This window comes from Paenibacillus brasilensis (assembly GCF_009363115.1).
In the GTDB taxonomy this organism is placed as follows: domain Bacteria; phylum Bacillota; class Bacilli; order Paenibacillales; family Paenibacillaceae; genus Paenibacillus; species Paenibacillus brasilensis.
The window spans coordinates 3,402,907-3,427,115 of sequence record NZ_CP045298.1; the positions used below are offsets into that span (position 1 = coordinate 3,402,907).

The 24,209-nt window shown below is 43.2% G+C and carries 21 protein-coding genes and 1 pseudogene; 18 read left to right on the forward strand and 4 right to left on the reverse strand.

Going from position 1 to position 24,209, the window contains the following annotated elements; translation table 11 throughout:
* Nucleotides 1-15 precede the first annotated feature (15 nt).
* Nucleotides 16-735 carry a class I SAM-dependent methyltransferase gene (locus GCU48_RS15950; RefSeq protein WP_152380652.1) on the forward strand — a complete coding sequence of 240 codons (720 nt, stop codon included), beginning with the start codon at nt 16-18 and terminating at the stop codon, nt 733-735.
* Between the two features lie 101 nt (nt 736-836).
* Here GCU48_RS15950 and GCU48_RS15955 read toward each other — a convergent pair whose 3' ends face one another.
* Nucleotides 837-1,109 carry a hypothetical protein gene (locus tag GCU48_RS15955; protein ID WP_025721261.1) on the reverse strand — a complete coding sequence of 91 codons (273 nt, stop codon included), beginning with the start codon at nt 1,107-1,109 and terminating at the stop codon, nt 837-839.
* 98 nt (nt 1,110-1,207) lie between these two features.
* Between GCU48_RS15955 and GCU48_RS15960 the strand changes: the two genes are divergently transcribed.
* The 4 genes from GCU48_RS15960 (at nt 1,208) to GCU48_RS15975 (ending at nt 5,556) form a co-directional block, all read left to right on the forward strand.
* Nucleotides 1,208-2,662, forward strand: coding sequence for a PstS family phosphate ABC transporter substrate-binding protein (locus GCU48_RS15960; protein WP_152380653.1), 1,455 nt, complete (start codon nt 1,208-1,210; stop codon nt 2,660-2,662).
* A 155-nt stretch (nt 2,663-2,817) separates the two neighbouring features.
* On the forward strand, nt 2,818-4,116 hold the full coding sequence (locus GCU48_RS15965; protein WP_152380654.1) for a beta propeller repeat protein: 1,299 nt from the start codon (nt 2,818-2,820) through the stop codon (nt 4,114-4,116).
* A gap of 25 nt (nt 4,117-4,141) precedes the next feature.
* A complete protein-coding gene (locus GCU48_RS15970; RefSeq protein WP_152380655.1) occupies nt 4,142-5,005 on the forward strand; it encodes an aldo/keto reductase in 864 nt (287 codons plus the stop codon).
* A 14-nt stretch (nt 5,006-5,019) separates the two neighbouring features.
* A complete protein-coding gene (locus tag GCU48_RS15975) occupies nt 5,020-5,556 on the forward strand; it encodes a mismatch-specific DNA-glycosylase (RefSeq protein ID WP_152380656.1) in 537 nt (178 codons plus the stop codon).
* A 105-nt stretch (nt 5,557-5,661) separates the two neighbouring features.
* Here GCU48_RS15975 and ald read toward each other — a convergent pair whose 3' ends face one another.
* Nucleotides 5,662-6,792 carry an alanine dehydrogenase gene (gene ald / locus GCU48_RS15980; RefSeq protein WP_152380657.1) on the reverse strand — a complete coding sequence of 377 codons (1,131 nt, stop codon included), beginning with the start codon at nt 6,790-6,792 and terminating at the stop codon, nt 5,662-5,664.
* A 314-nt stretch (nt 6,793-7,106) separates the two neighbouring features.
* Here ald and GCU48_RS15985 point away from each other — a divergent pair, with 314 nt between their 5' ends.
* The 5 genes from GCU48_RS15985 (at nt 7,107) to GCU48_RS16005 (ending at nt 13,456) form a co-directional block, all read left to right on the forward strand.
* Entirely contained in the window at nt 7,107-8,771 is a 1,665-nt protein-coding gene (locus tag GCU48_RS15985; RefSeq protein WP_152380658.1) for a PucR family transcriptional regulator, read from the forward strand.
* A 101-nt stretch (nt 8,772-8,872) separates the two neighbouring features.
* Nucleotides 8,873-10,396, forward strand: coding sequence for a copper amine oxidase N-terminal domain-containing protein (locus GCU48_RS15990; RefSeq protein WP_152380659.1), 1,524 nt, complete (start codon nt 8,873-8,875; stop codon nt 10,394-10,396).
* A 509-nt stretch (nt 10,397-10,905) separates the two neighbouring features.
* Nucleotides 10,906-11,049, forward strand: a complete 144-nt coding sequence (locus GCU48_RS15995) for a hypothetical protein (RefSeq protein ID WP_244315723.1) — start codon at nt 10,906-10,908, stop codon at nt 11,047-11,049.
* A gap of 167 nt (nt 11,050-11,216) precedes the next feature.
* Complete coding sequence (locus GCU48_RS16000) at nt 11,217-12,134, forward strand: PD-(D/E)XK nuclease family protein (protein WP_152380660.1); 918 nt, start codon at nt 11,217-11,219, stop codon at nt 12,132-12,134.
* Between the two features lie 200 nt (nt 12,135-12,334).
* Nucleotides 12,335-13,456, forward strand: coding sequence for an IS4 family transposase (locus tag GCU48_RS16005; protein WP_152380661.1), 1,122 nt, complete (start codon nt 12,335-12,337; stop codon nt 13,454-13,456).
* A gap of 304 nt (nt 13,457-13,760) precedes the next feature.
* On the opposite strand, the gene GCU48_RS16010 is transcribed toward GCU48_RS16005, so the two are convergent.
* Nucleotides 13,761-14,222 (reverse strand): BlaI/MecI/CopY family transcriptional regulator, encoded by a 462-nt coding sequence (locus GCU48_RS16010; RefSeq protein WP_152380662.1) that lies wholly within the window; start codon nt 14,220-14,222, stop codon nt 13,761-13,763.
* Nucleotides 14,223-14,522: 300 nt separating this feature from the next.
* On the opposite strand from GCU48_RS16010, the gene ccpM reads away from it, so the two are divergent.
* The 6 genes from ccpM (at nt 14,523) to GCU48_RS16040 (ending at nt 20,751) form a co-directional block, all read left to right on the forward strand.
* Nucleotides 14,523-16,001: a Cys-rich peptide radical SAM maturase CcpM gene (ccpM, locus tag GCU48_RS16015; protein WP_167518708.1), complete on the forward strand. Its 1,479-nt coding sequence runs from the start codon at nt 14,523-14,525 to the stop codon at nt 15,999-16,001.
* Between the two features lie 12 nt (nt 16,002-16,013).
* Complete coding sequence (locus GCU48_RS16020) at nt 16,014-17,093, forward strand: TIGR04066 family peptide maturation system protein (protein ID WP_152380664.1); 1,080 nt, start codon at nt 16,014-16,016, stop codon at nt 17,091-17,093.
* 12 nt (nt 17,094-17,105) lie between these two features.
* Nucleotides 17,106-17,393: a hypothetical protein gene (locus GCU48_RS16025; RefSeq protein WP_152380665.1), complete on the forward strand. Its 288-nt coding sequence runs from the start codon at nt 17,106-17,108 to the stop codon at nt 17,391-17,393.
* Nucleotides 17,394-17,410: 17 nt separating this feature from the next.
* Nucleotides 17,411-17,524, forward strand: coding sequence for a hypothetical protein (locus GCU48_RS29265; RefSeq protein ID WP_425280871.1), 114 nt, complete (start codon nt 17,411-17,413; stop codon nt 17,522-17,524).
* A 67-nt stretch (nt 17,525-17,591) separates the two neighbouring features.
* Nucleotides 17,592-19,076, forward strand: a complete 1,485-nt coding sequence (locus GCU48_RS16035) for a S8 family serine peptidase (protein ID WP_152380667.1) — start codon at nt 17,592-17,594, stop codon at nt 19,074-19,076.
* Nucleotide 19,077: 1 nt separating this feature from the next.
* Nucleotides 19,078-20,751: an ABC transporter ATP-binding protein gene (locus tag GCU48_RS16040; protein WP_152380668.1), complete on the forward strand. Its 1,674-nt coding sequence runs from the start codon at nt 19,078-19,080 to the stop codon at nt 20,749-20,751.
* Between the two features lie 232 nt (nt 20,752-20,983).
* Here GCU48_RS16040 and GCU48_RS16045 read toward each other — a convergent pair whose 3' ends face one another.
* Nucleotides 20,984-21,907 (reverse strand): IS4 family transposase, encoded by a 924-nt coding sequence (locus GCU48_RS16045; protein WP_244315725.1) that lies wholly within the window; start codon nt 21,905-21,907, stop codon nt 20,984-20,986.
* Between the two features lie 234 nt (nt 21,908-22,141).
* Between GCU48_RS16045 and GCU48_RS16050 the strand changes: the two genes are divergently transcribed.
* Both GCU48_RS16050 and GCU48_RS16055 read left to right on the forward strand, forming a co-directional pair.
* Nucleotides 22,142-22,801, forward strand: coding sequence for an SGNH/GDSL hydrolase family protein (locus GCU48_RS16050; RefSeq protein WP_208811843.1), 660 nt, complete (start codon nt 22,142-22,144; stop codon nt 22,799-22,801).
* A 142-nt stretch (nt 22,802-22,943) separates the two neighbouring features.
* Nucleotides 22,944-24,040, forward strand: a pseudogene (locus GCU48_RS16055) (hemolysin family protein).
* The last annotated feature ends 169 nt before the right edge of the window (nt 24,041-24,209 follow it).

The following is a 24,209-nucleotide window of genomic DNA, read 5'->3' on the forward strand; positions in this document are numbered from 1 at the left end:
GAGGAGCAGCAAGCTATGAAATATATAGAAGATCGTGAGTTTCTACAGCTATTAAAGCATCATGAAGAGTCCTTTCTCGGATGGGACTTCTCACTTATCTCGGATACAGGCCGGGTCGCAAGCGAGCCTTTGGAATGGTCTTATGTCAGCAAGGCTATGACATTTATCCATACATCGAAGGCGATGCTGGATATGGGGACAGGTGGGGGAGAGCAATTGTCCCGTTTACGCCCTTTTCCAGAGCTTGTATGTGCGACAGAGGCGTATGCACCGAATGTTCCAATTGCTAAAAAACGGCTGGAGCCGCTGGGTGTACGTGTCATCGCTATTGATGACGACGACTTCCTTCCGTTTGACGATGCCGGGTTCGATCTTGTGCTGAATAAGCATGAGTCATTTTCGCCAGCGGAAGTGCGCCGTATTTTGCGTCCAGGCGGGACGTTCTTGACCCAACAGGTGGGGGGCCTGGATTGTGCGGGTATTAACGAACGCTTGGGAGCGCCAGATTACGAGTATGCGGACTGGACCCTTTCTCAAGCGCTTGCAGGTCTGAAAAGCAACGGCTTCGAAATCGTGGACCAGCAGGAACAGTTTCCGATACAGCGATTTTACGATATCGGCGCGCTCGTCTATTATTTAAAAGCAATTGAATGGCAGATTGCAGACTTTCAGCCACAGAAATATATAGAACAGCTGTATGGTCTGTATTTGGACATCCAACGTGATGGATATTAGGACGTGAAGCAGCACCGTTTTTTGATCCATGCCAGAGCGATATAAAAAAGATTCAAACCAGAAAGGCCTTTCCTCCAGGGAAGGCCTTTTTCCCATACGCATTAGGGTAAGAACAAAATCAGAAGCCACATGGCAGTTGGCAGTGAAATACCGACGGCGATGGCTATATAGGGCAAGGGGGTTTTGAAGTAGCTTTTCCATTCTGCCTCCTTGTCCTTTTTTTCATGATAGAACGCTACCTGTGTTGCAAAGCTGTGAAGCAGCTTGAGTGCCTCGTCGTTCGGAATATGCTGTAAGGAGCACCATAGATCATCGTGTGTTTTTCGGAGCAAGGTTACATCGGAGGTGTGATCCTGATGATCAGTTAAGGACATTTTACCATCTCCTCGTATACTAATCTTTACCATAATTGTACAATGAAGAAGCAATTGTTTACAGTCTTATTTCATATAAAAGGTATAGGGGGATGTACATGTCTGATCCAAAGGGAGTTATAGCTGATACGGAGAAAGGCGCTTCTATGCGGACAGTATGGTTTTTGCCATGGCTGGGCGGTACGTTTATGTTTGGATTGTTTTCAGTCATGTTTAATGTAATTTGGAGTATAGCTGTGGCATCCAATGTGCAGTTTCTGCTGAGGCATGCAGGTGTGACAGATACAGCAGTGATTGTAATGATAGTGCTGTATGCCTGGATTGTCGGTCTAATTTTTGCAGCTTACGGTGCCTTGAGTGCGCGTTTTTCCAGTATGCGTAAGCTTCCACTAATGCTGACCGGGCTGTTGTCATTATTGTGCGGGCTGTGGCTATGGATTGTGGGGCTACAGGGATCTGGTGGTCAACCTGCCGAGGTATGGGGAGGCTCGTGGGAGCTATTTTCACTTTATCACGCTTGGGCGGAGCCAGTGCTGGAGGTATTACAGCCGTATACACAGCATAGTGAAATCTGGTTTTTGTTGACTGCACTGCTGCCGATAGCCGGCATGGTGGTAGGCGTCGGGGTAGATCGTTATCCAGCGGTGACAGGCAGGGATGGTAAGGTGGATCATAAATGGCAATGGGTTGTTGCCGCGATATCCGCTGCACTCGTCATTGTCCTGACGATTACACTGATGCTTCCTCAACGTCCATACATTGCGGAGAGGGATTTTCCAGTCGTTGACGGAGCTACAGCGGCTATCCCGTTTGCGCAGGATATGCTGCATGAATTGACCGGAATGAGCAGGGCGCGTGCGGCGCACGAGCTGAAATTCAATACGACGCATCAGGCGTATGTAAATTTGATTGAAAAGAAGGCGGATCTGATTCTGGTAGCCGGGCCATCCGATGCAGAGCTGCGTCTCGCCAAAAGCAGGGGTGTGCAGCTGAAGCTCACTCCAATTGGGCGCGATGCATTTATTTTTCTCGTTCATCTAAGCAATCCGGTTAACGGACTTTCTTCGGATCAGGTTCGCCGCATATATGCTGGGTACATTCATAATTGGTATGAAGTGGGGGGAAAGGATCAGCCGATCATTGCTTATCAACGGGAAGAAAATTCAGGAAGCCAGACATATATGCAAAAGAAAGTAATGGCAGGCCATGAGATGGCTGAACCTCCCCGGGAACTCCGAATTGGCATTATGGGTGAGATGATTAATGCAGTCGCAGATTTTAACAAGGATCACAACGCGCTGGGCTATTCATTTTATTATTTTGCAAATGTGATGCATAATCGTCAAGAGGTCAAATTTCTATCTATTGATGGAGTGGAGCCGAACAAAGAACATATTCGTTCGGGGCAATATCCATTCACGGCTCAATTATTTGTGGTCACACGGGAAGGCGAGAAGCCACGCCCTTCGATGCAGCGATTACTCGAATGGCTGCAAAGCGAAGAAGGAGCCCGGGCTATTGAAAGAGGGGGCTTTGTTGCTCTGGGCTCGTAAATCTGCCATGATGATTTGCATACAGTTGATTTCCGTATCTTGCCCGTAAGAGTGAAATGAAGACAGCAGGGTAATACATAGAATATGCCCTGCTGTGATTACGATACCCGCACAGCATCAGCATGGATATCAACAACATAAGGGGATGAACGAAAATGAAGAAAAAAACATCGGCCTGGCTGCTTTTGCTCGCCGTAGCCATCATGGCGGCGGGGTGTGAAACGAGTGCACAAAACGGATCGAAAAAAACGGATGGCCAAGCGGCTCAGCATGAGCAGCAAGGTTCAACGTCGGCACAAGCGAACGGTTCAGGAGTGGCAGTACATACACCGGAACAGCAGACTGCTTCTGATGGAAGCAATACTACATCTCCATCCACCACCTCGGGGACAGGAGGACAAGCATCTACGGACGGTCATGTAGCGAAGGTCCGCATGGATAATATTACTGCACTGCGTCTGATCGACGGTCAATCCGGCTGGATCGGCGGAAATGGCTGGATTGCCCGGACAGACGCGGGACCATCCGGCTCAGTCGGATCGGCTTGGAAGGTGCAATATCAAGGCCAAGGTACGGTGCAGCAGATTTTTGCCTTGAATGGTCAACAGGCCTGGGCTGCTATGGCAGATAGCGGCTCACTGCTGGCAACGCGCGACGGCGGCAAACGCTGGGAGGCTGTAGGGACAGTACCTAAGGAAGGAACAGCAGGCTTTTTACATTTTGTATCATCCAACGAAGGATTCAGCGGCAACCAATATACGAAGGACGGCGGACAAAGCTGGTCAGCGCTTCCTGTGCCTGATCATATGGTGGGACAGCCCTATTTTCATGATCGGCAAAACGGCTGGGCGGTAACACAGGCCACAGACCGCTCGTTCCAGATTGTACACACCGTTAACGGAGGGCAAAAATGGACCGCTGTCATGACACGGACGACCGAAGAGCCTTTGAACGGGGCCGTTATCCGCTCGGTGGAACGGAGCAACGCATGGATTGAGCTGATTGGGGGCACAGGCATGAATCAGACCTCGTATTCGCTCTGGCATACGGCCGATAGCGGTCAAAGCTGGCGAGCTGTACTGGCGAATGCCACGGCTGGCGGCGGTCCCGCGCCCGGTATTAGCCAGCAAGACAATCATTCCAAAAATGAAGGGGTGGCACCGGGGATGCTCTATGCGGTTAACAGCAATACCGCATTGATGGGCGGCTACTGCGCACCGTGTGACAAGCCCAATACGATCGGCTGGACGAATGACGGCGGCAAAACGTGGAACAATGGCAAGCAAAGCTTTGACGGTTATGGCAGCCAGCAAATCGGGATGGCGAATGCCAAGGAAGGCTGGGCAATTTTCTCGGATTCGGAGCAGGCACCTGTGATGTATACCACCTCGGATGGTGGAGAGCATTGGACGCAGAGCCATGTCTTTGACAAGCCTGCGGCATCAGGCCACTGAATCGGTATAAAAGGGGGGAAAGCACATGAGCCAACAAGAGAAAAGTGTACTTGCATGGACTGACGGACGTGAAGTGCCGCTCATTGGACAGGGCACATGGCATATGGGTGAAAAGGCTTCGCTCCGTCAAGAGGAGGTACGTGCGCTTCAACTTGGTTTAGAGTTGGGCATGACGCTGATTGATACGGCTGAAATGTACGCGGAGGGTGGCGCGGAAGAGATCGTCGGGGAGGCTATTCGGGGCCGCCGGGATGACGTGTATCTGGTCAGCAAGGCCTACCCCCATCATGCAGACCGCCAAGGGCTAATCCATGCATGTGAAGCGAGCCTAACCCGCATGGGAACGGAGTATATGGACATGTATCTGTTGCATTGGCGTGGGAACATTCCGCTGGAAGAGACGATACAAGGCATGGAAAAGCTGCGTGAGCAGGGTAAAATCCGCAACTGGGGAGTGTCCAATCTGGACAAATCTGATATGGAGGAGCTATGGAGTCTGAATGGAGGCGATGCCTGCACAGTTAACCAGGTGCTGTATCATGCAGCTTCGCGAGGCATTGAATACGATCTGCTCCATTGGAGCCGTACACACGGGGTGCCTGTAATGGCCTATTGCCCGATTGCCCAAGGTGGACGCCTGCGACAGGGACTGCTGGAGCATCCCGTTATGGTAGATATCGCAGCCAGTCACGGGGTAACTCCATCCCAAATCGCGCTCGCGTGGGTTATACGGGACGGCGATGTCTGGGCAATTCCCAAAGCGGTACAGGAATTGCACATACGGGAAAATGCAGCGGCAGCCCATATCCGACTTACCCCTGAGCAGCTTCTACGAATAGACGAAGCTTTTCCTCCGCCAATGCGGAAGCAGCCGCTGGATATCGTTTAGGGAAGGGGAGGCCCATGTCAGAGCAGGAGACAGAGCTGCGTGAGGTAGATGATCATTTGGATTATGGATTATCCGTTGTATTTATTGGTTTTAATCCCAGCTTGAAATCAGGCGAAATAGGCCACCATTATGCGAATCCGCGCAACCGTTTTTGGCGCATACTGGAGGGGGCGGGCTTGACGCCTCACTTGTACGATCCATCGGAAGATCGGGAGCTGCTTAAGCTTGGCTACGGTTTTACGAATATCGTTTCCCGCCCTACCAGGGGCGTGGAGGACATTACGCGCGAGGAATACGCCAAAGGACGTCTGGAGCTGCATGCGAAGCTAAAGGAATATCGTCCGAAGGTTGCTTGCTTTGTCGGCAAAGGTGTATACACTGAGTACAGTAAAAAATCCAAAGTAAATTGGGGATTTCAGCCTGAACCGCTTATCCCCGAGATGCATGAATTTGTGGCACCCTCGTCCAGTGGACTGGTGCGTATGTCGTTGGAAGAGATCACGGATATTTACCGCCATCTGCAGACATTCCTTTCGTCAGAAATCGTCTGAATACGTCTAATGCTGCGACTACATGAAATACAGTGAACAGAAAAAGAACCACACGTCTTCGTCCCTCAGGGAAAAGGAGGTGTGGTTCTTTGAGCTGCAGTTATTCTAGTGCAAGGCTTTCGCCTGCCATGCCTGTTCTACCGGAACGTAAGGATACCCCAGATCGCGGGCGACTGCTTCGTAGGTGATATGTCCGTTCAGGACATTGGTGCCGCTAAGCAGCGGCTTGCTTTTGCGAAGCGCCTCCTGTACACCCAGATCCGCGAGCTGGAGAGCGTAGGGGAGCGTGGCGTTCGTCAGGGCAAGCGTCGAGGTTTGCGGTACCGCCCCCGGCATGTTCGCTACCGCGTAGTGAATGACGCCATGCTTCACATAGGTCGGCTGATCGTGTGTCGTGATGTGGTCAATCGTTTCGACAATACCACCTTGGTCGATGGCGACATCCACGATCACAGAACCAGGCTGCATTGTCTGTACCACGGCCTCCGTGACAAGCCGCGGGGCCTTGGCACCGGTGATCAGGACGGCCCCGATCAGCAAATCGCTTTGTGCGACGGCTTCGGCAATGTTAGAAGGGGTGGACACCAGCGTATGGAGCTGGTTGCCAAAAATATCATCCAGCTGGCGCAGCCGTTGCAGGCTCAGGTCGATCAGGGTTACATCTGCGCCAAGACCGATGGCGACCTTGGCTGCGTTCGTGCCGACGACCCCTCCACCAATAATAGTCACTTTGCCGCGCTTGACCCCCGGTACACCTGCCAGCAGGATGCCTTTGCCGCCTTTTGGCTTTTCCAGCAGCTGCGCTCCGATTTGTACAGCCATTCGGCCTGCAACCTCGCTCATCGGAGTGAGCAGCGGAAGACTTCCTTCGACGTCCAGTGTTTCATAGGAAATGGCGGTTACACCGTTGTCCGTTAAAGCCCGGGCCAGCGCTGGCTCGGCAGCCAGATGCAGATAGGTGAACAGAATCAATCCTTGTCGAAAATATCCGTATTCTGAGGCTAGTGGCTCCTTCACCTTAATGATCAGATCAGCCTGGGACCACACATCGGCAGCTTGCTGCACAATGGTTGCACCCGCAGTGGCATAATCCCCATCGGTAAATCCGCTTTCTATCCCTGCATGACTCTCTACAAACACGTGATGTCCGTGTTGAAGCATTTGAGCTGCACCTGCAGGGGTCAAAGCCACACGATTTTCATTGTTTTTAATCTCTTTCGGAACCCCGATGTTCATTCCGTTCACCTCTCCTAAACATAATAGTTATCCAACGGAAAATCATTGTTACTCAGGACAGCTATGCTGTTATACTGCTGTTTGCTGGTATTAAATATTACAAAAATTGCATTATCATTTTTGTGCAGGCTGCCGATTAGTTATATGGACTCAAGCCGATAAATGCAATTCATGTTAGATTAGGTACAGTTTACAGGGGGATAAGTTCCTTGACATCATACATTTTGTCGGATTATCTGACTTGAAGGCTCGACTTTTTGATGAATATATGTCATATAATATGACACAAAGACATATATATAAGGAGAATGCCGATGAGCGGTAAAAAAACATTTACCATTGCGGATGTGCTGGAACGTCCTGTTTTCCGGCGGGCCAAGTTGGCGGCGGGGGAGCAGGGCACGAACCGCCGGGTTGGTTGGGTCCATGTGTTGGAGATCACCAATGTTTCCCCGTTTGTGAGCCGCCATGACCTGATTTTGACGACTGGCCTGTGGCTAACCCGGAAGGGGGAGGAACGATCCCAGTATATGGAGCAGCTGATCCGCTCGGAAGCGGCGGGTTTGTGTGTGGAGCTGGGCACAAGCATTCATGAGATCCCGCCGGAAATTCTGGAGCTGGCGAAACAACACCATTTTCCGGTCATCGTATTTGAACAGCCCGTACGTTTTGTGGAAATTACGCAAGATATTCATTCCCTTCTTATTAACCGCCATCATGAACTGCTAAAAGATCTGGAGCGTTTTTCACGCCAGCTTCAGCAGGAAACGCTGCGCAGCACCGATATGAACGCTCTCTTGCGAGTACTCCACGACTATACCGCCCGGCAGATCATCTACATGTCCTCCATAGACACTAATCGGTTCGTACCTTCCGTCCAGCCGGATTCGGCGGACCGCATTGCAGATTTTTATGCCAACGAGGTGGAATCCAGCATGACAGCTGATCGCGAGGGGCATCTGCTGTTTCAGCTGAATGACTCCACTGCCGTCTTGTTTCAGCCTGTTGTATGCTTTGGTCAGGTGTTTTCTGCTGTAGGATTGGTGCTGCACGGTGAACCCCCAACGGAAGAAATGTCGCTGCTGCTTGATTATACAGCCAAGGCAGCCGCCACATTGGTGCTGAGGACACAGTTTCTCGAAGACCGATTATTACGTAACCAGAACGAACTGATCCAGGATGTTTTGAACGGACAGCTTCCCAGCGAAGAACAGGCTCAAACCCGGATGGGGCTGCGATTGTTGTCGAAGGGGCAGTATTTATTTTGGGCAGGGATTATCGAGGTGGAGCATCAGGACAAGGATGTCAGTCAGGTGCGCAAGGAATCCATCAATCAGGATGTGCTGGTGCTGCTTCGCTCTTTGCTGAAAAAAGAGACGCTGCACAATCTGTTAATGATGAAGGGCAGTCAATGCTATATCCTTTGTGCCAGGGAGGAATTAACATTGCGTTCTGCGGCGCAAATGAAAAAAGTGCTTGCCCATACCGTACAATATATTCAGAACTATGCCGCAGGACAGCTTGACAAGGTGCGCATTCATGCAGGCTTTGGTAAAGTAAGGCATCGTATGACAGGGACGGACCGCAGTTTTGAAGAGGCATATCAGGTCATTGAAGTCGCGCGAAGCGTCCCGGCCATGAAGGATCGGCTGTTTTACGACAGCATCGGAATCTATCAGTTATTGAAGGCGGCACCCAGCATTCCTTTTTTACAAGAGTTTGTACAGGACCACTTGGGTGGACTGATTGCGCATGATCGCGAGCACCATATGCAGCTGCTGGACACGCTGGATGCCTACTTTCAAAGTCACGGCTCCAAGCGCGATACGGCCGGGATGTTGTACATTCACAGACAAACTCTTTATAATCGGCTGGACAAAATTAATGAAATTGTCGAGGGGAGTTTAGCAGACACGGACACACGTCGCTGTCTGGAAATGGCATTACTGGCTCACCGGATGCTGCAGGCTGAAAATTGATCCTAAATGACTAGCTCTATTTTCCAATCTTATCATTTACAATGCGTATTAACACTGAGATAATAGAACAGAGTACGGTAATATCTTGAAAGGGGTTTAATATGAATATAAAAAAATGGATTGCCATCCCTCTTATTCTGTTAATGGTAGCTTTGACAGGTTGTCAGGCAGTAGGTGGATTTGATGTAAGTAAAAATCTGCTAGGAACACTTGATGTGAAATCTCAGCAGTCAACGGAGAAAATATCTCTTAAATTGACTCCGAGAGAAGGAATTACACAAGGTGATCAGGAAATCATAGATTTGATTAATTCCATTTCGGTAACGGTGGATGAAGCCAAGGTACAGTCGGAGGAAGTCGCTTCCGCCAAGGGTACATTGCACATCGACAAGTATAATTTGCCGTTTGAGCTTGCTTTGGATCGCCAAGGTATGGCTATTCAACTGGAAGGCGCCAAAAAACCTTATTACATACCTTTTAACCCGCAAGAGGGTTTAGAAGGTATGCCTGCTGGATTTGATCCTTATGTATATTCCAAAGACGTGAGAGACCTGACGAAAACAGCTGCGGCACTTATGCTCAAGCATGCTCCTAACCCTTCAACCATCTCTGCAACGTCTGTAACCGAGGAAGTATATGGTGAAAAGGATAAAGTAAAACTGACTCATTTGCATGCTGAACTTCGTGGCGATGAGCTGGTAGCGCTCGTGAAACCGTTCCTGACCAATCTGGCCAAGGACGAGGCTGGTTTGAAAGAACTGATCAGTCAAGCCATTGATATGACTAAAAATATCGCTTCCGGTATGAATCTTGAAGGTAGCGATAAAGTAACAGCTGAACTGAGTGCCAATAAGGAAAAGCTGGTTAATGAGGCTTATACCGAGGTTAAAAAATATTTGGATCTGGCTGTTGCGCAGTATGATGTGGGAGTTAGCACATTGTATGCACAGTCCCCTGAAATCAAAACGGTTCTGAGTGCGAACACGGTGCTGAAAACCGACTCGTATTTTGATGAAAAAGGAAATGTTCGCAAAGCGTCAACAGACCTGACGGTTGCTTTGCCAGATGTGGAGGGTCTCCCGGTGAAATCCTTCTCGATTGTGACTGAAGCGCAATCCTGGAACATCAATGGCAGTGTAACGGCTGACAAAGTTGATATTTCGAATGGTGTGATTGACCTGAATAAACAAGCTGAATTAACACCGGGAGCGACGCTTCGCAATTTTGATGCGAATTCTCCGATCTATAATATTTTAAAAAATGATTTGAAAATTACAAAAGTAGAAACCACCTTCAATCCGAAAGACGATTACTACGTTTTGGAGAATCGTGGAGGTACGGCCTTCATTCCACTGCGTGAATTGAAATACGAACTGAATTCCGAACTAAAATGGGATGCAGCTGCCAAGCAAATTACAGTAGTGGATGATATTACAGGCAAGACACTCAAGCTGAAAAGCGGCTCCAAAAAAGCTACACTGGAAGGAAATACGCTGACGCTGCCACAGGCTCCATATACGGATCAATATGGCACGCTGTATGTTCCTTTCAAAACAGTTGCCGAGGCGCTGGGCGCCACTGTAACTCGCAATAGTGATGGGGGATATGTACTAAAACGCGACTAGGAAGAAATTCCACAGCCCTGTATCCAGCCACTGTTAGTGCTTGGAATATATCAGGATAGATGCAGGAACCGGCCCGATGAGGAGCCGGTTCTTTTTTTACATCTCCTTATGGACATGAATCATATAAATAGGATTCCGCTCTCTGTATATTTATGGGGATCACTCTTGGGAAATAGATTAGAATAAGCGCTTGCAGATTAAAATATTACCCTACTTTTGTACAGGGAAAATTGAGATAATTATAGTGTTATTACGATAAAATTTTTTGCAATAGGTGCATCCGAGGCGCCAGACATATATTTGCGGCCAGTCGCCACGGTGGAAATCACCTGCCATTAGGGGGATATACGATGAAAGATATGGAACTGTTGAATTTCTAGTGAGGGACAAATTGTACTCGCCCTCCTGTATGGTCAAGAGCAGGTTTCAGAGCAAACGACGCGATATCAATCACTTATACAAGCGTACCGGGAGCACTTTGGGGTGGTGGTGGCTTTGCTGGAGTCATTTTGACGATTCTCCCCAATGGTCATGTTGATGATTACAAGGCGTGGATCAGCGGATTGCTGGGAACTCCAGTACTCGTTGTCAACGTCCGTGAGCATGGTGCCGTTAATGTAAGTGATTTGATTCATGCGGCAAAGAAGGATTGAAAATGAAGCCATATTTGGACGGGCCTCAGGAGTATTGCGTATTATTTACTATATTTGACAATCGGAGACTTTAGCCCATGGGTTAAAGTCTTCGTTCTTTTTGGACGATGCAGCCCAGGCTTGAGGTATAATAGAGTATGGAAGTTCTAATGAAGGAGGGCCTATTCATGGCTATGTACCCGTCCTGGTCCTATTCGCAATCAAGAGCCCAAACATTCGATGAATGTCTACGCAAATACTATTACCATTATTACGGCTCGCATAACGGCTGGAATCCTGCACAGGGCAGTGAAGAGCAGGTTACGTTGTATCGGCTCAAGCAGCTGAGCAATTTATATATTGTATTTGGGAATATCACGCATCAAATGTGTGAATCAGTCATACGTGGTTGGATGGAAAAGGGTGCGATTCCGCGTACAGCATACCTGGAGACAGCGATGAAAAACATGCTGAATGACAGCTACAAGGAATCGCTGCAACGTGAACTATGGCAGCAAGATCCCAAAAATCGAATCATGCTCGCTGAAATTTATTATGATGACGAAGTGCTGCCTGAACGGATTGCCCGGATTAAGGAGCGACAGCATGCGGTGGTACACAATCTGTACCGTACTGCGGTTTGGCGTGAGCTGCAGCAGGGTGAGGCTCGAATCGTTGAGGTGGAGAAGTGGGATACGATGCTGCTTCATGGGACGAAGGTATATGTCAAAATGGATTTGCTCTACCGCAGAGGGAACGGAGATATGGTTATCGTCGATTGGAAGACAGGCAAGGAAGGCGACTTCTCAGACCAGTTATTTTTGTATGCTTCCTATGTGCAGGAGCATTATCAGCTTCCTCTGGAGAAGATCGAGGTACGTGTAGAATATTTGATGACTGGAGAGCATGAAGTGTACCATCCTGCGCAGGAGGATATTGACAAGGTGGCTGGCAATGTCGGGCGGTACATCGAGGAAATGAAGTCCTGTCTCGATGACGATTATTATAATCGTCCGAAACCGGAGTCTTTTTTCACCCCGATGCCTTCACGCAGAGCTTGTGGCGGCTGTAATTTTCGGGAGGTATGCAAGTATCGCGCGGTGTGAAATATGGTTTTTACCTGATAGGCTCTATTCAAGAAAATCCGGGGGCGGTGGCGATGGGAAGCACTGTCCCGCCTGCGTAGTGGCGCTATAGGTATCTTTTAGATCACACCTGTTGATTAACCACTAAATGGTAGAAAAAGAGCCGTCAACTCGGTAAAATGTTTGTACCCCTACAAACTTAACCGAAAGGTGACGACTCCATGAAAAAGTCTATCACGATCCCATTCATCCTTCAATCTATTCTGACACCAGAAGAAGTGCAAAGCGTTGCCAAGGAAACAGACTATGAAGATAAAGCCCGTAAATTCACGGTAACCCACTTACTTCAATACTGGTGTGTAGCTGCCTTAGAACAATGGGACAGTTATCGTTCCGGGGTGGATCATGCCGCTCACAGTGGCTTACTTGCGGTTCATTATTCGTGTTTTTCCACCAAAGCGGCCGAAGTCCCCTTTGCTATATTTAAGGAGCTTCTTCATCGGGTCATTCACAAGTGTAGCCGAGAAACACGCCGAAAACTTGCGTTTCCCAAAGAATTGCTCCTCATCGATTCGACCACCATGACGGTGGGAAAAACACGACTACCCTGGGCTCCTTATCACGGAGAGCGTGCAGGTATTAAACTTCATGTTGCTTTACGAGCCCAAAATGGGCAACCCCTTCAGGTGGTCGAAACGCTGGGTTCCAAGCATGATGGCCCCATGAGTGAAGCGTTGACTCAACCGGACTACATTTTGGTGATGGACCGTGCTTATGGGAAACTGGAGCGTCTGGATGACTTCAAAATCCAAGGACAATCCTTTGTCATTCGGCTTCGTAACAATGTCCATTTGGAAAAACCTCATGCCCTTTCCCGTCTCAAGCCATCGGATTCAACTATCCTTCGGGATATCACCTGCCAGTTGGGGACACCGCAGTGTCGTTCCAAGCGACGTCATCGTGTGGTGATGTTTCGAGATTTTGAAGGTCGAATAATCCGAGTCGTTACCGATTTAATGCAGGTCACAGCGGAACAAATTGCACAGATGTATAAAGCTCGATGGCAGATTGAGGTCTTTTTCCGGTGGATCAAGCAACATTTGAATATTCCAACGCTGTTTGGGACAACCGAAAATGCGGTCTATGGGCAACTCTTTTGTGCGCTCATCGTTTATGTCCTGCTTAAATGGTTATTTGATGCCGCTCAAGGGACGTGGCCCCAACATGCCATTCTTTCCTTTGCTCGATTTTCTCGTCTTTTTCTTCTGCAAAATCTACCGGTGGAATGGCTGATCCAGATTCAGCATGTTCTTTTTAAGCGTGTCTCTGCTTCTATTAATTAAATTACTTATTCTGGTTAATCAACAGACGTGATTTCCGAATAATACTCATCTTCTAATAGAGGATATATATCGATTGGATTTCATGTATTAATAATTTGTATAATTAAATTCGTCCGCCCCACCAGTTTTGTTCTTGGATTAATATAAATTGTAAAATAAGTATTTTTTTGAAATAATCCCCATTCTCTTATCCGCTTTTCGCATGAATAATTGTATTAACGTCTATATATTTCAAGTTTATAGCGCCAACCAATGATGTGAGCATTAGGATATACAACATCAAGTGCACTACCTTTTGGTGAGCTTATAGAATTTTTTCTTGGTAAGATTGCTCTTTTACTTTTGAATCCTTAATTTCTGTTGCTGTAAGTAGTTTTTTTCTTTCTTCAAGCAGTTTTTCTAGTTGATCAATAACTTCTTTCTCGTTTTTTTCATGTTTCAACAATATTGCTACTAGATTAGGAATCGGAACATTATCCTCTTCTTCACGAAACTGACTAACAAATTGTTGAATTATGAGTTCTTTTTTCGATACAGCTGGTGTGTAACTGCGGGTTAAAACAGTGCCACTATATACAATGTCAGCAACTTTTATACAACCTTTCCCCAAAAGCTTCCTAATTACAGCCTGTACAGTATTACTGCTTAGCGACTCATCTATCTTTGTAATGTCCGAGGCAACTAATGGCTTTTTACTTTTCCAAAAAATTCTCATTACATCCATTTCTCTTTCCGTTAATGATAATGTACTTTTCGCTTTAGACATATGCCTTTTCTCCTTAAGATCATTTACTTAAATTTTATATTACATTGTTTTATTTACTATATCAATATATGTTAAATAATAAAATACAGTTAAGTATATAAATACAGTTAAGTATATAAATACAAACTTTAACCGGTATGTTTTGTTATATAGTTATCCAAAAAAATTGAATATCATAGATATTGTGTAAATGCTTGACATCAAAATCCCTTTGTGTTTTAATGACATTGTAACAAAAATAATAACTCATTAAATTAATTAATTTTAAAATAAAATATGAAAGGTGGTAGGGATTTTATTATGGCTAATAATCAACCGTTAATTCACCTGTTTTCAACATATAGATTTAAGTACATGTATGATGCCAACAAAAATCAGATCCTCAAAGTAGATGATGTAATTTTTGAATATCTTCAAGATTGCATGAGTAGTAAAGATTTTTATTCACATGCAGACTCAATCAAAGATGAAATGTTTGTAAATTTTTATACACGCTCAAAAAATCAAGGTTTTTTTAACCCTCATAAAGTAAAGGAAGTTAAACATCCTGCCAGCGATATGATTCCGCATCTATTATCAAAAGGATTGAATGGTGTAGCTTTACAAGTTACCCAAATGTGTAATCTTCGTTGTGAATATTGTCCATATAGCGGGCATTTATATGTTAACCGCCAGCATTCAGGAAAAAGAATGCCCTGGGAGACCGCTAAAAAAGCTATTGACTTTTATATAGCCCATTCTCCGAATTCTTACCATATTGGGCTTGCGTTTTATGGCGGAGAGCCTTTGTTAGAATTTGAATTGATTAAGAAGTGCGTTAATTATATTGAAAATAAAGTCAATGATAAGAAAATTAGGTTTGATTTAACTACTAATGCTACTTTACTTACCGATGAGATGATAGAGTTCTTTGTTAAACATGATTTCCAGCTCTTAATTAGTCTTGATGGCCCTGAAGAAATCCATAATCGCTTTCGAAAATTTGTCAATGGAAAAGGCTCTTTTCAAAAAGTCATACATAATGTTAGAAAGTATAAAGACAAACATCCAGATTATTTTAGCAATAAAGTTATGTTCAATTCGGTCATTAATCCGGATAAAGCTGTTACATGTATATCTGATTTTTACGATTTGGATTCTACTTTTGCAGACGCTATTATTAATGCTTCTCCAGTCAGTGACAGTTCTCTAAAAGATGAAGCAAAAATATATTCAACTTCCGACTATAACAGGAGTATTCAATTTGAAAATTTCAAAGTCATTCTAAACCGACTAGGTTTGTATGATGGTACTAATTTGCAACGCCCTAGCATTTTTACTGGAAATTATCAAAAAATTCGAGAGTTATCTAAAACTCTTCTTACTCCGCTAAAAAAATTGCCAGATTCATTTCACCCAGGGGGACCTTGCATACCTGGCCTAAAAAAATTTTTTATAAGTGTAGATGGAAAGTTTTTACCTTGTGAACGTGTTAATGAAAATTCTGCTGCAATGAGTATCGGGAATTTAGATGAAGGAATAAATTTTGAACAAATCGGTCAACTGATAAATGTAGGAAAGTTGACAGAAAATAATTGTAAAAACTGTTGGGCTTTTCTTCACTGTTCACAATGTTGTGCTCAGTGTGAACAAGATGGGGAATTGTCTGCTGAATGTCGTTTAAAAAGATGCCGAATGATAAAGGAGAATGTCGAGTCCGATTTGCAAGCTTATTGCTTTTACAAAGAATTTGGATATGATTTTGGAATAGAAAAAACATACTATTTTAGTCGTTCTTAGCGAGGTGAGAATATGAATCAGAAAGTTGTTGCATACCCGTTATCAGCTCATAATTTGGTTGTAATTCAAAATAGAAAACAATTAAAACAATTGGAGATTGTTGGGGCGGTTTCTGCCGAAATTTCAACAGATAAAAAAGATACCTTCTTTACAAATGAAAAGTCAATATCAAATGTTACTTTATATGATAATTTTGAAACAGCAATAAAAAATACTGATGCTGTGTTAATCTTGCCATTATCGAACTATGCCAATACTAATTTAGTCATCAGTAAAATAAAATACGCGCTTTCAAATAATAAGCGTGTGTTCTCTATGCAAAAATTTGACTCAGATACACTAAGTTCCTTAACTTCCTCCAGTAGCGATTTGTTTACCAGTCTACTGAATTTAGAATCGGTGAATACTGAAACTTTTTATGAGAAAGTAATTCACAGAATAGAAACACCTCTTGTTGTTGTAGCTGGTCTCTCCGATGAATGCGAGCTTCCTAATCTTCAACTTCAACTAAGATCAAGGCTAAAGGAACTCGGGTATAAAGTTAGTCAAATAGGCAGTATGAATTATTCTGAGGCCTTTGGATTTCATTCTATACCGTCTTTTATGACAGATAATTTAATTACAGCAAGTGATAAAATCTATCGTTTCAATCGATTTGTTAAGGAAATTGAGGTCGCTGAGCAACCTGATATTATGGTATTAGGACTACCAAACGCACTGTGTCCTTATAATAATAAATTCACTTTAGGATTCGGCATAATACCTTTCTACATTACTCAAGCCGTTGTTTCAGATTACAGTATCATTGCTTTAAATTATGGCGAATACAATTCAGAGTTTATTGAAAATATGCGATCAGTACTTCGCTTTCGGTTTAATTTGGAACCAGATTGTATTCTTATGTCAGACATCCATATAGATTATAATGACATTGATAATTCAGGCAACACAAGACACTTTACTTGTGGTTCAGAGCAAGTAGATAAAGCCATACAATGTTGTGAATATGAAATACTGAACCTCCACAAAGAAAGTGATTTAAATTCTTTAGTTGAACAACTTATTGAAAACTTATCTAACAACTATGTGTAGGGGGAAAAATATATGTATACGCTTGACCAAATAACCAAAAGCATTACTGACGCTTTTGAAAACCTACTTAATATTAAATTACTACCATCTCAAAATTATGTACCGATTTTTTCGGATGAAATGGAAGTTTCCCCTTGGGCAGTAATTCATGTGATTGACCTTATCAACAAAAGGTACAATTTCATTTTTGATGTATCCGATATAGCTGCCAATCCGATATTTTCAATTGACGATTTTGCACAGTCCTTATATCGGCAGCTATTAAAGATAAATACAAAAAAAAGGGAGGTGCAAACATGAAAAAACTCGGAAAGAAAATGGAAAAAGCGCAGTACACTGTTCAACAGTATAGTTGCACTTGCAACTGCGTTTGTTTCTCGGTTTGGCTTTCATCTTTGGCTACCACCGCAGTATATAACAGCGCTCATTAAAAGCATTAATCATGCACTAACCAAAAGTCATATGACTTTTGGTTAGTGCTATATTAGGAGAAAACCAATGATTAAAGTTGCAATTATTGATGATGGGGTTGCAAAAAAATATCTCTGTGACACTCCCATCAAGTCATTTAAAATAGATCAGTATAATAACTTTCATGAATGCGAATCAGAAAAAGAAATAAATCATGCAACTCAGTGTGCTCTTATAATAAAAAAATATTTTTCTCAAGTAAGCTTTACTAGCGTCAAGATAATTAGTAATTCTGATTTCGGTTTAACTAGCTCGGACAAATTAATTGCTGGTATTTGGTTTGCATTTAATAATGGTGTTAGGATTATCCATTTTAGTCTAGGTAGTATTCATTTTCAAGAAAGAAAAAAATTGCTTTCCTGTATAAATTTTTTAACAGCTCATGGAGCTATTTTCATTTCACCAAGCAGTAACACGAATAACATTACTTTCCCAGCGGTGTTTTCGTCTGTAATAAGCGTAGAAACGTTAGATGTTGATCACGATATTATTGATACAAATTATTATATATATAATAACAGCTACAACTTTACTAACACAGATTTTGCTGCAAATTCAGTTCACCAAATCGGAGATTTATCAGATGGTCTATTATTTACTAAGCAAAGTAACAGCTTTGCTGCGCCTGTAATAACCTCATATATTTGCAATATTATTAAAGAGAATCCTAATCTTACATTGTTGCAAATCAAACAGGCCCTCATGAAAATGGCCTTTAACTATACAGAAGGCATAGAATCGTCTAAGCAATATTTAGACTGGATTTCAGAAAGTATCATTATAACTAAACGGAGATTTCAGAACTATGATAACTTATATTATTTCTCAATGAAAGAAATCATTACAACATCTGTTATATCTGAGACACTATTAGAAACGCTTAGTACAAAAAAATATTACTATGACACTATCATTGTAGAAACCGATGAAAATTGCGAAGAAGCAGTAAGGGAAGATATTGAAAAATTGATTCCCACCAATAAAAATATAGTTTATATAAGCAATGTGAAAAGTATCACTATTAATGTACAATATCCATATTACATTTATACTCTCCCCTTATCATTTAATTGGTTAACATCTATGCCACCATGCTCATTTGAAATTGACGAACCACTAATTTGCATTAATGTAGATAAAGTAACTATGGCTGCCCCCCTTATATGTTTATTGCAGCAACAGTTTGAAAATCAAAGCTATAATACATTAATACTTTCTGATATTTTGGATACATTTTATGTACAAAGCGATTATTTTCCTCCAGACTATTATGATAGTTACTATGAGCAAATATTATATTATATTGGATGCAAAGATAAATTAGGGCTTTATGATTTAAATTTGATTTTTTTGCATAAGCCTCATAATACTTTTGCAAAGAAATGCGATATTGTACTGGATTTAGATATTCAAGACTCTATTTGCTGTTTTTCAATAAACAATTGTTCATATACAATGGATATAAATGATTTTTGTAATTTTTTAACAAGCCAATTTGATAAGGAGGAGTAGAATGAAGAATAAATTTAAAACGGTAGTAAAACTCATTTCTCCGTATAAGAAAAAAGTAATTGCTATATTTGTTGTTTTCGCTTTAACGGCTATTATAACTATTGTAATTCCTCTACTTTCTAAAGATTTAATGGATAAAGGCTTTCTTGACAAACAATTAGCTACAATAATTACCTACACTATATTGATCTTCATACTTACTTTTTTTCACCAATTCATGGAATTAATTAAAGAATACCTTCGAACTGACATTAAATCGAAAATTACAAATGATCTCTATAAACAAGCTGTTGATTGCCTGCTCAACGTGAAAATAAATAGAATCGAAGGAAGCTCTTTGCGTATATATAATGATTTAGATATTGATATAAAATCGATCTCATCTATTGCAGATGATTCAGTTTTTTTTGTCATAACACAGGTTTTTACTATGTTGGGTGGAATTATTGGATTATTTATCATTAACTATAAATTAGCTATTTTAGCCCTGTTTCTTATTCCAATAAAATATCTATTCATTAAAATTTATTCTAATATTAGAGAAAAATCGGCCAATGATGTGATTAGATCAAAAAGCTCTTTGGCAAATTGGTTTAGCGACTTTTTAGATGGATTAAAAGATATTAGATTATTAAATTTGCAGCAACAAATATCTAATAAATTCAGAGCAACAGTAACTAAATATATTTTTAGCAATAGAAAATTTGAAATGGTAACTACTTATAATGTCACAACAGATAGAATATTCATCGAAGCTTTTAATACCCTAATTTACATAGTAGGTGCTCTATTATACTTAAAAGGTGAAATTTCTGTTGGCGGTGTTTTTTCTTTTATTACATATTTAGTATATATTTCAAGCCCAATGTCAGCGATTATGAATTTGAGATTTATGATTTCTGGAATTGTACCATCAATCAACAGATACTATGACTTTTTGAATATGCAAAAAGAAACAAGTGGAAACCTCAAAATTGATCATAAGTGTGAACAACATCCAGTCATAGAGTTTCAAAATGTCTCTTTTAGTTACACAAATAATCAACATTCATTACAGATAAAAGATTGCAATATTAAAATTGATAGGGAGAGCAAAGTTGGAATTTGGGGCAAAAATGGCTCCGGCAAGTCAACTTTAATTAACCTGCTCTTACGTTTTTATGAGCCTGCCTGTGGTTCTATATTGTTAAATGGGATTGATATTGCAGAATATGATATTGAAAACTATCGAGGCAATTTTTCTGTGGTCACACAAAATATATTCTTGTTTGAAGAAAGTCTTGAATACAACATATTTTTGGATGGAGAGCCAGACAATTCAATAGTTATGACCTTAAACTTACAAGAATTAATTCATGAGAAAGGTTTTAAATACCAATCTCACATAGATGGAACCAATCTTTCTGGAGGACAAAAACAAAAAATTGCTTTAGCTAGGGCATTATACCTGAATAAACCTATATTCATTTTTGATGAACCAACTTCTAGTCTCGATGCCGATTCCCAATTGCAATTTAATCATATTTTAAAATCTCATCTACATAATAAAACGGTTATTTTAATTTCACATAACTACGAAACCCTTAAAAACTGTGATATTATAATCCAATTAGAACAGGGAAAAATAATTGCTTTAGGATCTCCCCAAATGCTAAACTATCTTAATATAAATTAACACAACACGCCTGTTGAATAACCAGAATAAGTAACTCAATTCATGAAACAAGAGGTACACTGAAGAAGAACGCGCTGAATCTGAATCAGCCATTCAACAGGTAAGTTTTGAAGAAGAAATAGACGAGAAAATCGCGCAAAGGAAAGAACGGCATGTTGGGGCCATGAAGTCTGAGCAGCAACAAATAGCCAATTGAGCAGGACATAGACGATTAGAGCACAGAATAATTGCCCTAGACCGCATTTTCAGTCGTACCAAACAGCGTTGGGATATTCAAATGTTGCTTGATCCAACGAAAGAAGACTTCAATCTGCCATCGAGCCTTATAGATCTGTGCGATTTGTTCTGCGGTCACCTGCATTAAATCGGTAACCACCCGAATTTCCCGACCTTCAAAATCCCGAAACATCACCACACGATGACGTTGTGTGGAACGACACTGAGGGGTTCCCAACTGGCAAGTGATATCCCGAATGACGGATGAATCTGGCTTCGTAAGGCGACGTAGCGCATGAGGCTTTTCCAAATGGACGTTGTCGCGAAGCCGAATGACAAACAATTGTCCATGGGTTTTGAAGTGATCCAGACGCTCCAGTTTCCCATAAGCACGGTCCATCACCAAAATGTAGTCCGGTTGAGCCAACGCTTCACTCATGGGGCCATCATGCTTGGAGCCCAGCGTTTCGACCACCTGAAGGGGTTGCCCATTTTCTGCTCGTAAAGCGACATGAAGTTTAATACCTGCACGCTCCCCGGGATAAGGAGCCCAAGGCAAACGCGTTTTTCCCACCGTCATCGTGGTTGAACCGATGAGTAATAATTCTTTGGGGAAAGTCAGTTTCCGACGTGCTTCCCGGTTACATTTGCAAACAAGTAGATGGAAAAGTTCCTTAAATACGGAAAACGGGACTTCGGCGGCTTTGGTTGAAAAGCGTGAGTAGTGGACGACAGGCAAGCCACAGAGAGCCGCATAATCTACGCTGGATCGATAGCTACCCCATTGTTCCAACGCAGCCATGCACCAGTATTGGAGTAAATGGTACACCGTAAACTTGCGGGCTTTGTCTTCATAACCTATTAACTTCACAACCCTTTGAACTTCTTCAGGAGTCAGCATGGATTGAAGGATAGATGTAATCGTGATAGAATTTTTCATGAGATCGTCTTCTTTCGGATTCGTTTGGATGGTACCAACGATTCTACAGAAAAGACGATCTTTTTTCTACCATTTTGTGGTTATTCAACAGGCGTGCTTTTAGATTCAGCTTATATATTAAAATTCATATGGCAAATCTACTATTCTCTCATGTTTTGAAATCGCTTTCTAATTTAGAGGATACGAGGTATGATAAGGGTATTATTGGAAAAATTGAAGGAGGAAATTAGGGAGATGACGAGTATGGGACATACACGTGTTCTTTTTCAGGGGGATTCCATCACAGATGGAGGAAGAGGACGGAACGAGGACGCGAACCATTGGCTGGGTCAGAGCTATGTGTATCTGATCGCCGGTGCACTGGGGAGTCGGTTGAGTGCTACGCAGCCGGAATTTGTGAACCGGGGGATTTCGGGGGATCGGGTTTCGGATTTGTATGCACGCTGGAATGAAGACACGTTTAGCCTGAAGCCGGACCTGCTCAGTATTCTGATCGGAGTGAACGATGCCTGGCGAATTGTGGAGCAGGAGCCGTCCGGTGTGACAGACCGATTTGAACGGGCCTATCGCCACATTTTGGAGGAAACGCGCGAAGTGCTGCCTGATATCGGACTGGTGTTGTGTGAGCCTTTTATCTTGAAAACGGGAGCTACCGAAGCACGTTGGGACATTTGGCAGGAAAAAATAACGAGCTACCAGCGGCTCGTACGTCAGCTTGCAGACGAGTTTGGAGCCGTATTTGTGCCGCTCCAAAGCCTGTTGAATGAGGCTGCTACCAAGGCGGATGCTTCCTACTTGCTGCATGATGGGGTTCATCCGACAGCTACTGGACACCAGTTGATAGCCGATCAATGGATAGATATCGTACAAAAGAGTCCGCTGGCGATCCGCTAATATAATGAATCATAGTCTACTCTTTGTCATTTTTGGGTAATACACGATTATGGACATACTTAACTTATATTATGCTTCCATCCAAAAATGATTGCTGCAAGGGGGTGCTTCTTGCTCCGACGTAAACGGGGCAAGGAAGACTATGGAAACGATAAATATCATTCTGGTTATTTTACTTATCGCGTTAACTGCTTTTTTTGTGGCTTCGGAGTATTCCATTATTCGTGTGCGGGTATCTCGCATCAATCAGCTGGCCTCCGAAGGCAACAAAAATGCGAAAGCTGTTAAAAATATTTTGTCTCGGCTGGACGAGTATTTATCCGCTTGTCAGCTCGGGACGACATTACCTCCATGGCGCTGGGCTGGCTGGGGGAATCGACCGTTGAGAAGCTGCTGCATCCCCTGTTTGTACTGGCGCATATTCCCGCTGGCCTGACAGGAGTGCTGTCCTTTTTGCTGGCTTTTCTGATTTTGACCTATTTCGAGGTGGTCGTGGGAGAACTGGTGCCCAAAACATTTGCCATACAGATTGCTGAACCGATGGCTTTGTTTTTCGCCCGTCCGATTACGATATTCTATAAAATGACGTATCCTCTGAATTGGCTGCTAAGTCGTTCTTCACGTGTCATTACGGGACTTTTCGGGCTGAAAAAGGTATCTGAGGAAGATGCTGCGCTCAGTGAAGCAGAGCTTCGTTTGGCGTTATCCGAGGGCTTTCGTAGTGGTGAAATCACGCCCACAGAATATCGTTATCTGAACAATGTGTTTGATTTTGACGACCGTGCAGCACAGGAGATTATGGTACCGCGTATCCACATCCGCTCCATCTCTCATCAAGCAACGGTGGACGAATACGGCGGAACGTCTGGACTGGTCACACTGAAGGATATTATGGAGGAGATTGTTGGGGATATTCCTTCTTATACCGATACCGAAACCGAAACCCCCGCTGCCTTAACCCCGCTCATTACCAAAACAGATGATCATCGCTACATACTCAAGTCACAGGCGCTTATTCATGAGGTCAATCGGCGTCTAGAGACAGATATTGAGGCCGGGGACGTATATACGATTGGCGGCTGGATGCTGTCCGAGCGTTTTGATATCCAGCAAGGCGAAAAGTTGACTCTTGGATTATGGGAGTTTACCGTGCTGGAAAAAAACAGTCACCAAATAGACACAATTGAAGCAGTCAAGAAAAAAGTCGCTCAACAGGAAAATAACATTAATTCCGAATGATGGAATCTTGGCTTATTGGCAAATAGCTTGATTAAAATGTGACGAATAGCCTGTAAAGCAAGGAACAGCGCGATTCGTCTAGCCTTATTCCAGGCTGCTGTTCGATAACATAGTGCTTTTCGCAGTTAGATTGAGGGTCTTAAGTCTCTCTATCTTTATGCTCATAAAT